The 12,526-nt window shown below is 60.4% G+C and carries 11 protein-coding genes; 2 read left to right on the forward strand and 9 right to left on the reverse strand.

The window, feature by feature from the left end; translation table 11 throughout:
* Positions 1-51: 51 nt before the first annotated feature.
* The 9 genes from ACT01B_RS20110 to ACT01B_RS20150 all read right to left on the reverse strand — a co-directional run bounded on the left by ACT01B_RS20110 (position 52) and on the right by ACT01B_RS20150 (position 9,001).
* Complete coding sequence (locus ACT01B_RS20110) at positions 52-2,388, reverse strand: beta-N-acetylhexosaminidase (RefSeq protein WP_445144973.1); 2,337 nt, start codon at positions 2,386-2,388, stop codon at positions 52-54.
* Positions 2,385-3,515: a glucokinase gene (locus ACT01B_RS20115; RefSeq protein ID WP_445144974.1), complete on the reverse strand. Its 1,131-nt coding sequence runs from the start codon at positions 3,513-3,515 to the stop codon at positions 2,385-2,387. Before ACT01B_RS20115 ends, ACT01B_RS20110 begins: the two co-directional genes overlap by 4 nt.
* A 318-nt stretch (positions 3,516-3,833) precedes the next feature.
* Positions 3,834-4,493, reverse strand: a complete 660-nt coding sequence (locus tag ACT01B_RS20120) for a uracil-DNA glycosylase (protein ID WP_445144975.1) — start codon at positions 4,491-4,493, stop codon at positions 3,834-3,836.
* Positions 4,494-4,645: 152 nt separating this feature from the next.
* Positions 4,646-5,089: a hypothetical protein gene (locus tag ACT01B_RS20125; protein WP_445144976.1), complete on the reverse strand. Its 444-nt coding sequence runs from the start codon at positions 5,087-5,089 to the stop codon at positions 4,646-4,648.
* A 97-nt stretch (positions 5,090-5,186) separates the two neighbouring features.
* Entirely contained in the window at positions 5,187-5,450 is a 264-nt protein-coding gene (locus tag ACT01B_RS20130) for a hypothetical protein (protein WP_445144977.1), read from the reverse strand.
* A gap of 620 nt (positions 5,451-6,070) precedes the next feature.
* Complete coding sequence (locus ACT01B_RS20135) at positions 6,071-6,652, reverse strand: YidH family protein (protein ID WP_445144978.1); 582 nt, start codon at positions 6,650-6,652, stop codon at positions 6,071-6,073.
* A gap of 246 nt (positions 6,653-6,898) precedes the next feature.
* Positions 6,899-7,591, reverse strand: coding sequence for a MarC family protein (locus ACT01B_RS20140; protein WP_445144979.1), 693 nt, complete (start codon positions 7,589-7,591; stop codon positions 6,899-6,901).
* 2 nt (positions 7,592-7,593) lie between these two features.
* On the reverse strand, positions 7,594-8,610 hold the full coding sequence (locus ACT01B_RS20145; protein WP_445144980.1) for a formylglycine-generating enzyme family protein: 1,017 nt from the start codon (positions 8,608-8,610) through the stop codon (positions 7,594-7,596).
* Entirely contained in the window at positions 8,600-9,001 is a 402-nt protein-coding gene (locus tag ACT01B_RS20150) for a DUF1622 domain-containing protein (protein WP_445144981.1), read from the reverse strand. Before ACT01B_RS20150 ends, ACT01B_RS20145 begins: the two co-directional genes overlap by 11 nt.
* 1,129 nt (positions 9,002-10,130) lie before the next feature.
* Here ACT01B_RS20150 and ACT01B_RS20155 point away from each other — a divergent pair.
* Together ACT01B_RS20155 and ACT01B_RS20160 are read left to right on the forward strand one after the other, a co-directional pair.
* Positions 10,131-10,895, forward strand: coding sequence for a DUF2490 domain-containing protein (locus ACT01B_RS20155; protein ID WP_445144982.1), 765 nt, complete (start codon positions 10,131-10,133; stop codon positions 10,893-10,895).
* 392 nt (positions 10,896-11,287) lie between these two features.
* Positions 11,288-12,484 carry a methyltransferase domain-containing protein gene (locus tag ACT01B_RS20160; RefSeq protein WP_445144983.1) on the forward strand — a complete coding sequence of 399 codons (1,197 nt, stop codon included), beginning with the start codon at positions 11,288-11,290 and terminating at the stop codon, positions 12,482-12,484.
* The last annotated feature ends 42 nt before the right edge of the window (positions 12,485-12,526 follow it).

Consider the following 12,526-nt stretch of genomic DNA (forward strand, 5'->3'; position numbering starts at 1 on the left):
CAAAGCCGTTTACTCAGTGCCACGGCGCGGGACGCTTGCCCCGCCTGCCGCTTATTTCGAAAATGTCATTCGCGCCAACGCCCACTGCCCCTCGCGTGGATCGCCGGTAACGAAAACGCACAGATCGCGCACGCCGGCCCCCGCCGGCATGGCCACCTGTGCATCTAGACGAACTTGCCCGCTTGCCTGCACCACGCTCCGCAGCGGCAAGCGAGCAAGCAGTGACCCCGTGCAGGCGTCAGCATGGATCTCGAACTCGCCGCCCGCGTTGGCCTGGTGGCGCGCCACGGCGTCCTTGGCTTCATCGCCAAAGCGCCATGTGATGCGTTCGACCGTCATCGCGACATGCTTGACGCCATCCAGCGGTGCTTGTGGCCAAAGCCAGCACGCGTTGCCGATGTCGACGGAATACATCGGCCGCGGCCCTTGTGCCGGCATGCCACCTTCCAGGCGCGTGCCCGGCTGCTTGGAGCACATCGCCAGCGCGCTGCTGTCGCGGCTCAGCAAGGTGGTTTCGTCCAGCACTTGCGTGCGTGGCGCGGCAAGTTCGAAGCCGTCCGCGGCAAAGGTTGCGGCGCGCAAGGTCGTGTTGCCCAGTAGCGTGAGCGGCCGGGCATAAGCGGCGGATTGCCTGGTCGGCTCGGAGCCATCCGTGGTGTAACGCATGGTGCCGAATCCGACCTGATTGGACAGCTCGACCCGGAACGCGTCATGGTCGGCTGCCGTCACCTGAAAGGCGGGTGCGAACGCGCTGTCGGCATAGCCAATGCCGAGTGCGCGGTACCGCGCCAGTTCGGCTGGCATGCGTTGCAGAAAACCGTTCCAGTCGTGTGCACGCGAGGGCGACCAGCCAAGCTCCGCCAGCGCCGCGACGCGCGGGAACACCGCATGCTGGTCGTGCGCAAAGGTACGCATCTGCTCGGTCCAGAGACCGCCCTGCACGCCGATGATGCGCTGGGCTTCGGCAGCGCTCGCGCCGTTCGGGATGACGACGGTGTCATACGTTTGCCGCAAGGTGGCTGCAGGCGGCGGTCCCGGCCACTCGTCGGGCCGGTCGGACTGGACGTGGTCGAAGTACAGCGATTCCTGCGGCGTCATGACCACGTCGTGGCCTTGCTTGATGGCGGCGAGCGCCACGCGTTCGTTGTCGTCGCCGTGCCAGGACATCACCACTTCCGCCGCCGGCAGCGTCGCGCCGGCAACCAGCTCGTCATCCCAGCCAACTGGCGTGCGCCCGTGCTCGATCAGATGCGCAGCGACCTGCTGGGTGAACCAGCCCTGCAGCTGATCCATGTTTGCCAGGCCCAGCTTGTGCATCTGCGCATTCACCTCCGGCGAGGCGTTCCACTGCTGCTTGTCTGCCTCATCGCCGCCAATGGAGATGTATCGTGAGGGGAACAACTGCATCACCTCATCGAGCACGTCGTCGACAAACTGCAGGGTCTTTTCATCGGGCTTGAGCAACCAAGGACTGACGCCCCAGTCGGTCCACACCGAAGGACGCTTTCCCGTGACACCTAGCCACGGATAGGCCGCGATGGCCGCCTGCGAATGCCCGGGAAGATCGATCTCCGGCACCACCTCCACATAGCGCTCGGCGGCGTAACGCACGATGTCGCGCGCCTCGGCTTCTGTATAAAAGCCGCAATAGGGCTGCTCCGGAGAACCGGTCAGTTCACTGTCCAGGCCCACCGCCTTGCGACAGGCGCCGATTTTCGTGAGCTCGGGATACTTGGGGATTTCAAGACGCCAGCCCTGGTCTTCGGTCAGATGCCAGAGCAACACGTTGAGCTTGTTGAGCGACATCCCGTCGATCAGCTTCTTGATGTCGGCCACGCTCTGGTAGTGCCGCCCGGAGTCGAGCAGCAACGCGCGCCACGCAAAACGCGGGTGATCGTCGATAACCCCGTGAGCCACCTTGACGGGCATGCCGCGGGTCCACCCGGGCGGCGTCAGCAATTGCCATAGGGTGACGCCGCCGTAAAACGCGCCGCGCGGCGTGCGTGCGGTGACCAGGATGCCGTCGTCGTCCACCGTGATGTGATAGCCGGCCTGGTCTTGGACATCGGCGCTCGGATTCACATCGAAGGTGATTGCGGCATGCGCGACGCCCGCAGTCGCCACGCGCAAATGCAGCCCGTTGGTGTCGGCCACGCGTTGCACGAATCGCTCGGCGATGGACTGCACTTGTTCGCGATCCACGCCGCGCACCGAGACCATGGCACCATCCGCGATCTCGGCCGCGCCCGATCCGGCAGGTCTGGCCATGGCCGGCTGCGGCAGCAACGACCACGTGGGGACGGCAGGCGCGGCAGCGACCACGCCCGTAGCCGCCAGCCACGCCATGGCCACGCAACGGAAAAATCGTGATGTCGTGATGAGGCTCATGCGCCCGTGCCACCCGCCACGGCATGCCGCGGCGCCCCCGACGTGCCATGCCTGAGGTACCACTGGGACGCACCCTGAACGCCGTGGCGGCCGTGCTCGGTTACCCACACCGGCACTTGCGACAGCAGCGCGCGCGCACTGCGTCCGTGCAGGAATCGCTTCTCGAAGGCGCTGCCCTTGAGCAGCTCGAATAGGGACGAGAGGAAACCGCCGGCCAGATACACGCCGCCGGTGGCCATGAAGGCCATCGCGAGATTGCCGGCAAAGCTTCCCAGCGAGGCGCAGAAGATCTCTACGGCCTCCACGGCTTGTACATCGCTGCATGCAACGGCCGCCGCGGTGACCGCTTCTGGCGTCGCCAGCTTCGGCCTTTCCCCCTGCAGCCTGCACAGAATCGCGTAGACGCTCAGCAGGCCGGGGCCCGACACGATGTGTTCGAACGGCACGTAGCCGCCATTTGGCGCGAGGTGCGCGAGAATCTCGCGCTCGCGCACCGAATGGGGCGCGAAATCCATCTGGCCGGCTTCCGTCGCCAGCACGAAACCGCCGCCAGGGCCGGGAACGTGCACCGCCGCGCCAAGGCCGGTGCCCGGTCCGATCACCAAGGTCGGGCCACTGACATGCGCGGTTGGCCCGCACAGATGCCGGCCGCCGTTTGCGAGAGCGCCATCGAGCGCGTAGGCCAACGCTTCGAAGTCGTTGAGTACGGCAACTTCGTCCAGGTCCAGCGCGTGGCGCAACTGCGTCAGGTGGATGGGCCAGGCGAGGTTATCGTTCACGACCTCGTCGCCCATGATCTGGCCCGCGCAAGCGAGCACGCAGTGCTTCACCGAGGCTTGCACGTCGGCGCCGACAAAGGCTTGCAACAGTGCCGACAGCGTCGAGAACTCCGCGCACGCGAAAACACGATAGGCTAGCGTTTCGACCCCGCGGGCACCGTCCTGCGAGGCGCGCATCAGCGCAACACGCGCATGCGTGCCGCCGATATCGGCCGCCAGAAACGGTACCTCCCGTCTCCCCGCCACTCGATCTGAATGGTCGATCGCCACGTCCCGCGTGCCCCTCGCAGTGCAACTGTTATCAGCGTGTAACGTAATTGACACCGGTGTCAAGCCGTGACGCACCATGTACGAAAAATGCCTAGGGAGGCAGCTGGCGCAGTCGTTTCCTCAGGTTTGGGAGGACACCGATGGTCCGCGCTGGCCACTGCCGGACGAGTCTGAGACTGGGCTGGGCATCGCGGACGAGCCCTTCGTGCTCCGTCACGACTCGGCGGAGGAGGCGCTTGAACCGCACGTGTAGTTCATCGAAAGCCCGGCCGCTTCACGCCTGAACGCCGCCGTGAACGGTTGGCGCTTGGTCATCTGACACGTCCAAGGGGATTGCCCGCCTTCAAAGGTGTCAGTCAAGCTCGGGGCATCTCCGCCTTACCCCTGTTCTGCTTGCTATCGGAGATGCTTCGCCACCAAGGCAAGTCCGGCTCGAAATGCAGTAGCGCCACCATTCGAAGGGTGGCGGATCTTGTCCGCGGTGACGCCTAGCTTTCGCAGCGAATCGGCGGCGACATTTCCCACGGCAACCACGGTGACGTCTGGCAAGGCAGAAACCAGTTTGCGCAGGAAGACCGCGCCGATGGCCTTCTCGGCTTCATTCGGCGCCCGGTTCGACAAAGGTGAAGCGCCGTAAGGGTGCCAGGGGAAGGCGCCCCACAGGATGGTGTCATCCGCCAGGCCTTCTTCACGAAGCGCGCGCCACACGATGGTGGACGACGGCTCGCGCCACGGGAGCCTTCGCGACGAGAGCCGGCCGCACAACTTCCCTAGGCGCGGCACGCCGCCCTCGAGCAGCAGGGCTTCAGAGGTGAATGGGCAACCGGTTATCCGTGTGCCTTGATAGCCAGGCGCCTCGCCAATAAGCAGCAGCCTCGGTGCGGGGGCGGACAGATGAAGCTTCAGGCGTTCGCGACGCCCTTCCACGGCCGCGGGCGCCATGTCGTCACTGGAGACAGCGTTCCAGGGATCGAAAACGCGCGGCATGCCGGCCGTCGGTGCGGAGAAAAGATCATCCAGGAATGCATCGAACTTCGCAGCAGTGTGCGTCGCCATGCCGTCCCTCCACAGAACCCGGCGTTCCGAGCGATTCGCCCTCGGCGTCGAGGGCGAACACCCATGCGCGTTCTTACATGGCCTGGTCGACGTCGTCCAGGGCCTGGCGAAATCTGGCCAAGCTTGGTTCGCTGAGCGCTGGTCTAGCCCCCTCAGCTAACAGGCGGCAAAACCGTGAATCGATTACATAGAAATGTCTTTCCCGAAGCGTCCTTTGTCTTGGCGTAGGTACTTTCGCGGATCGTTAGAACTTCGCCTTGAACGCAACGCTGGTCCGCATGAAGGAGGTCGGCGAAACTACCCTCACGCGGAGGAGTATCGCCCTCCGACCGCTTTTCTTCCCCGTAGCCAAGCCAATAACTGACCCAGTCAGCGGGCTTGTTGGCCGCGCTTGTGGCCGACTTTCCTGCCCCGTAACCCAGTTCGTAGCTAGCGTGATCGATAGGTTTGAACTGAAGAGCGTTCACGGGCAAAGCGCTGCTCTGAGGATCCGGCTTTCTGTCTGGACGCGCGCTCGAACTGTAGCTTCGCTCCACTAGAAAGCCGACGACGACGATGAGGCCAACCGCAGCCAGTACCAAGCTTTTCGCTTGCATAAAGTCCCATCCTTTTTGTTGGAAGACCGTGTGGAATCGACGAGTGTGTAGTTGCACAAGCCGAGCATCTGTCCGCTCTTGGGTACGGACATTTCAACTAAGTCCAAGAGACGTCGACGATGTCGACTTCCATTCCCGGAACCGGCGCAACCTCGTTGATCCCCTCGGCATGGACTACAGCGCCATCGGAGGTTTGTATGCCTTGCGCGATTTCCGGCCAGTGCCGTGCGGCGAGATCCATGGCCTTCGAGAGCGCCGTGTCTGCGTCGCAGGCCGAGACAACACCATAAAGCTCAAAGCTGGCAGTTCCTTCGGGGCGCAAAAATCCCTGCCCGACAGCCAAGACTGACCAAAGCCCCATATACCCCCCTGTCCCCGTGTCCGCCTGTCAAGAAAGCAGACACCCCTAGAGTCCCCGGTGCGCAGTATGGCAGCCAACATAGGTCCGATCTGTCTGATATCGAGCGACGTTACATAAGAATTTTTCGTATATTTCCGCGGGTAGCTCAACAGGCGGAACGTCTGCTTCTGTGCGAATTCAGCCGGTCATTGCAACACGGCTTCTGCTTACCCGGTTTATGAGTGCTACATCGATCGATAGGGATCGCAGTCGAAAGGGACATGACGAATCGGCAAGCATTTGCCTATCGTTTATACGGAAACTCATGGTCTCGAACCAATCGTTCACGGCTCTGTTGCGTGAAACCATAGTTTGGCCACGCCTGCAAAGCATAGTTTGGCCAACTAGGCCGTCCACTAGGCAATCGTGGTTACGCGGCGCAGTGCAGTGAGGAACGAGGCAAGACTTCTGTTGGTTGGCTTCGGCGATTTGCTCCCAGGTCAGGTCGAAGCAAGTGATGTACTTTCGCTATCAGTCGGCTTCATTGACCTGCTGCGTGGCAACACACACATTGCGGCGAGTCGATCTCCTCACCCACGTTGCAGGTGAGAGCTAAGGCATCGTGCGCTTGTGCTAGTCGGTCAAACAAGGAACAGCCAAACTGCACTGACACCGCCAAGTAGTATCAAAAGGAGGGTCATGGCGACCACCGCCTTATCGAACGGCTCGAAGCTCCCTTCGCGGATACTTCGGTTCACGTGCCAATACCTGTAAAGAGCCCAGGCCGCCAGTGTGATTCCCAGCAACACCATGCCACCGCCGACGGTCTCCGTATCTCGCAGCATATGCCAAGGGTGCTGACCGGCCGCCACGCTACCTTGCTGCCGAAGAAATTGGCTGAAGCGATTGAGGGTGATACCAAAGCCGATCAGCGAAATCGAAGTTCTCACATAGGCTAAATGCGTGCGTTCGTTGGCCAGATGCGAGCGCAGATCAGCAAGGCCAGTCCGCCGGACGCCGAGACGCGTCCGGTAGATGCCCAGCAACGTCGAAGTCGTGCCGCTGTCTTTTCCCGCGATCGCCTTGGTAAGCTCTTCCGGCAGTTCGGGTATAACGACGGGAAGGTTCTGCTTGCCCATATTATGTCTACCTTCATGAGCATCCATTCCAGATGCGTTGGCCGCTTTTTTGCTTCCTTCCAGCTGCGTGATTGCGACGCGCACGTCGCCTCCAGGTGCGCTATCGACGACTTGACGCTGGAGAAACCGAACTTCGCCAGTACGATGAACCTCTATAACGTCGTCGCCAACGTTTTCAACACGAAGCCGCTATTGTTCGACTACGAATTGTAATTGTCATCGCCGTCGCGGCGCTGGTTCCTTTCGCTCCGATCTGGCTCAGCGTGATTCCTGCCCAGACCATGCTCGACCACCTGGTTGGCATCCTCTTCTAGGACGCAAGGATTTCGCTTACGGCGTTGGCGAAAGCAAGCCGAGCTGAACCATCCCGCCAAGTATCATCTCGGCCGACAACGCGACGGTAAGAATGCCGACAATGACGCCAAAGAGCAGGAACGGAAGTGGACCGATCTTTCGTACCAGCGGACCTGCGAACAACATGGCCAGCAGGTGAATGATCATGATGATCAGCAACAAGCCAACAATGCTTAGGAGGCGATCGACGCTCTGGCTGTTGGAAAGCATGATGATGAGACCAGCAAGCCCATAGGGGGTCACGATCATCGGTACGGCCATCTGGAAGGCATTGGGAGGTGGAGCGTTTGTCACGGCCTGGGTGCCGGAAGGATGGCCACCCTCAAACGGCTCAAGAACCGCACGGAGCGAAACCAGGAAGAACACGATGCCACCGCACAGCCGCAGCATGGCGGAGGAAACATGCCAGTTTTTAGCCAGCGCAATGCCAACAAAGCCACCGATCAACAGACAGGTCGTGGCAAGCGCAATGGTTTTGAAGGCGAGCTGCCTCTGCGCGCCTGCGTCCATCTGGCGCGTACGCGCGAAGAAAATCATAGGCGTTTTAACCGGCGGGCCAAGCGTGAGAAAAAGTAGGACGAAGACCGTACTTAAAGGCAAAAGCGCGCGGCTTTCGTACAAATTTTCCAGATTTGACGATGTGGACTGCAACAGAGAGAGAAGGTTCACGACTAAAATCCTGCAGGACATTGAATCGCATCCATAGCGCACCGGAAGCCAATATGGCTGGTAGACGTATCTACGGGATGCGGATAACGTGCGGCCGGTCTATAGCGCTGGCAATAATTTGCGGCACACAGGTGCGACCCGCCCTTGAGCACCTTGCGTGGTGTCGGAAGTCCTGGCGCTTGTGGATCAACGCTACTCCGTTCCGCTGCGCCCCTTGGATTCCGAGGTACGCAACAGGCTCTTTCGGCGCTCTCCGCGTGCCGATCGCCGTACCAGTCCTGCGTCCACTCCCAGGCATTGCCGATCATGTCGACCAGTCCGAATGCGTTGGGTGGGAAGGCACCTACTGGCGACGTTCGCGCGTAGCCATCCTCCGCGAGGTTCTCGTAGGGAAAGCGCCCCTGCCAGACATTGGCGAGCCATTGGCCGTCGGGCTGCAAACAATCACCCCACGCATAATCCGCCCCATCCAGCGACCCGCGCGCCGCGAACTCCCACTCAGCCTCGGTTGGCAAGCGCTTGCCTAACCAGGTGGCGTAGGCTTGGGCATCGGTGTAAGTGATGTGAACGACTGGGTGGTCGTCCAGACCATCGAGGCTGCTGGCGGGCCCATACGGATGGCACCAGTCTGCTCCGAACATAAAGGTCCACCAGTACTCGATACGCATGGGCACAGGAACTTCAGGTTGTACGAAGACGAGCGAACCCGGCTGCAACATTTCCGGCAGCGCTCCAGGGTAGTCTTCGGCACGGGGCGGGGTTTCCGCGTAGGTGCGGTAACCGGTTGCGTCGACAAAGGCGCGAAACTGGCGATTGGTCACCGGCGTCGTGTCCATCCAGAAACCGTCCACCGACACCTCATGTACCGGCTGCTCTTCGGGATAGAAGTTCGCTGATCCCATGTGGAAACCGCCACCAGGAATCCAGCACATGCCGGGTGGTGCAGTGAGCTTTCCGTGCTTTTCGCTAACCGTGCCGCTAATGGTCGCGCCTGCACCGCAACAGAATTCAGGAGACATTGTCACCTCCCTTGTCCGCCACGCCCGTCGCGACCTTTTGCCAAGGCCAGCGCCCCTCAATCTCGAGGATTAGTGACCAGCTTAGAAAGGTCCGAACGACCACCAGCAAGCCCAGCGCCAGTACGCTCTCGATGCTCGAATCCAGCGCCACGGTGCGCACGATATCGGCAGCCACCAGGATCTCCAGACATAGCAGGAGCGCGCGGCCAATGCGCCGCTTGTAACTTTCATAATGGATTCGCCCATATTCGGCATGCGTCGCCATGCCATACAGAAAAATGGCCGTCGAGAACAAAATGGCTGCGATGATCAGCACAATGGCCAGAATCTCTATAGCCAGCGCAGACAGCTCAGTCAAGGTGTGCGCTTCAACCACACTTGCCTCTTGCATGGCACGGTCGCTTCCATCTGAATAGGCATAGATACGGGCGCCGCTAAAGCCGCCTTGTAGCTTTCTCCGCCTTCGGCGAATAGAAACATCGGCAGTCCGAGACACGAACGTAATCGACCATTAGCGCGCCGGGACCGGTCAAGAAATAAGCCGCGCGGCGCTTTTGGTCGCAGCGCGGTTTTCCCAACTTAGTTGCTGCTTCCATATGGCGAATCCAACTTGGTCATCGCAGAATCAATGGCTTTCTTCATGCTTAATGTACCAGCGCCCTGGCTTCCCTCGCGACCCATGCGGTCGATGTTCGCTGTATGGCCCATCATCCCGTGGGCCTACAAACCGACATTCCACAGGCCAATGGCATCACCAAAAATGACAACGATGTTGGGTTGAGTAGAGGCAGCATTCTTGCCATGGCTGGACGATTGGTTCGCCATGAACTTGGCTCCCTGTGGTGTAACTGACCACTCCCGCCCCGGCGGGGGGCGAACAACCGAATTTTCGAACGAATCATCGCCCCTTCGCGCCCATACACTTCCTCTACGCGCTTGCGCATACGCTCGGCGAGCGAACGCTACTCTCCGCCTATGCGCGCTGATGGGTCAAGCGTAAAACTACTACTTCAAGTAAAGCAAAAACATCTACGCAGTTTCAGGCGGCCGTCCAAACGATACGGGCTTCGACATCAAATGTCGTTTTAGATGGCTGGCATTGCATCCGGCGAGTGCGGTGCGTCACCGCACCCATCCTGGCCTCCACGGGCGAATGCTCCATGGGAATCAGAGGCGCGGTCAACCTCGCGAACGCTCTTGGATTCGGCAGCAAAGGCTGAGTGCGAGGCCGCAAAGTCTGACCTTGCGGAGAAAATTGTTGCAGCCACTTTGATGGAATTGGACGCCGCGATACGTCAGCCCGATGTTGCCCAAATGTAAGGCTTAAGGCAGGCCTTGCATATGATGGAGCTTACCCCGCCCCCAACGAACACTGCCCAGTTGCGCGTCAGTAAATCTACTAAGGCGCTGGCCGCTCGAAAGAGCGAGACTCCGTTCGTTCCGCGCCTTGCCTTCGCAACGTAGATCCCCAACGTCGCTCGTTGGCCAATCATCTTCAACTTGGCGGAGATTACGGCGGCATGTCACCGAACAGGCTCCACAACGAGCTCAAACCAGACTCTTTTTGCGCGCATACCTGGCTGAGTTGCACGCACCTGCTGCCTGCAGCTTGTGCCATCGCCGCCTTGTCATTGCCCTCCAGGGTGGACGCCAGGCAACTCGACCTCATTCCCGAGGCCCAGGTATACGTGAAGATGACCGACGTAATGCGCCTGTATATGAACGTGCAGGTCACGTCGGCCAATCCGGGCGGCGTCACTCAGACCGAGGGCGGGGTTCACCTTGACATCACACTTACACCGCTCCTCCGAAAGAGCTTGCGTGAAGCTGACTGGGAGCGTGATCGCTATCTGTGGATGCGCATCGGTTATGAAACATTTGGCAGCCCTGACAACCAGGAGCCAGGCCCGTCCGAACGGAGGGCCCTGGTGGAGATGACAGTCCAGGCGCCCTTATCGCAAGCGCTCCATCTCTGGCTCGTGAGCCGGGCACGCGTCGACTTTCGCGAGATTGGTAGCACGTTCTCCAGGCGCTATCGATATCGCTTAGGCGTCCAGCAGGAGATCACCCTAAGCAGCGGCAGGACGGTCGTGCCCTATATCCGGGCCGAGACGCTCTACGACACGCGCTACAAGTCCTGGAACCGGCAGATATACCAAGCCGGGGCCGAGATCGGTCTTTCGCACCATTGGCGCATCGAGCCATACCTAACCCGCCAGAACGATAGTCACTCGGCATCCGCCAACGTGGATGAGGTGGGGTTGATCATCAAGTCTTTTTGGTAGATCTGACGTTTCCCCCGGAAATTAAGCGGAGCGGAGGAAGACCGATTGAGAAGTAGCCACTTGCTACAAGCCCGCTGCCTCCTCGCGGCTCCGATCTTTCCGTCGTGGCTTTGCACGAGGTCCATCAGAGCAACATCATCCATGTCGTTGCTTGCGGGTTGGTCGGCCTGCCTAAAATTGTAATAGCTGACGCGACCCGTCGCCCGTCAAGCTTCAAATCGGTAGATCGAACCATCCGACGACATCGGCAGGCGGTTGGGGGCCAGGACGGCTTCAGCGGAATTCCCAAAACGGTGTACTTTGGGCTACGCCGAACCTCCGTATGCCCCTTCGAACGGTCGGCGAAAAGACGGGCCGTTAAGCATCGCACCATCCGCCACGCGGGTATGCCAATGGAAGTTGCCGATTTCTATGAGCGGTATCCCTATCCAAGGCCGATCGAGAGCCTCGAGGAGTATCGGCTCCTTTGGCAGGACCGACAAAGGCGTCGCGCGGAATATCATCTGTACTGGCCTGCCAGGCCGCTTAAAGAAGATCACACGATTCTTATCGCAGGATGCGGGACCTCCCAGGCCGCCAAACATGCGATGCGCTGGCCTGAGGCTCACGTGGTTGGCATCGACTTCAGCGCGACGAGTGTTCGCAGCACTCAGCAACTCAAGCGCAGACACAAGCTCGACAATCTTGAAGTCCACAAGCTCGACATTGAGCACGTGGATGAATTGAAGATCGACTTTGATCGAATCGTCTGCACTGGCGTACTGCACCACCTTCCGGACCCCGCTGAGGGCCTCGCGGCGCTGCGTCGCGTGCTCAAACCAGACGGCGCCATGCAGCTCATGGTCTATGCGCCCTACGGTCGGGTCGGCATCTACATGTTGCAGGAGTTCTGCAGACGGGTCGGCATCCAGGCTACGGATGAAGAGATTCGAAATCTCATCGTTGCGCTCACGATGCTGCCCCGCGGCCATCCGCTGGAAAACCTTCTGCGCCAGGCACCTGACTTCCGTGAGGAGGCGGCGCTTGCTGACGCGCTTCTACACCCACAGGATCAGGCATATTCAGTACCTGAGATCTTCGATCTGCTCTCGCTTGCCGGACTGACGTTCGGCCGCTGGGCACGACAGGCACCCTACGCCACTCATTGCGGTGCCATCGCACAAATCCCGCAGATCGCCCGCCTTCAACAACTTTCCCCGGCCGAGCAGTTCGCCGCCATCGAGCTGTTCAGGGGAACCATGATACGCCACAGTTTCATCGTGTACCGGGACGACTACCCAGGTAGCGCACAACCGATCAGTTTTGGCGGTGACGCCTGGCTTGATTACGTGCCGATTCGGCTGCCGGACACTATCTGCGTTCAGGAGCAACTTCCTGCCGGCGCAGCGGCGGCGTTGATCAACCGGACCCACACGTTCACCGACTTGGTCCTGCCGATCAACAAGCAGGAGAAGCAACTCTTCGACGCCATCGATGGGCACCGAACGATCGCAGAGATCGCCGGTGATCGCGCTGACCGCAAAATCACCAGCGCATTATTTGAGCGGCTTTGGTGGTACGACCAGATTATGTTCGATCTCTCGCGCTGACAGCGACCAACACCCCGTGCCGAAACTGCGACAAGCCAGTTC

This window comes from Dyella sp. Tek66A03 (assembly GCF_052567735.1).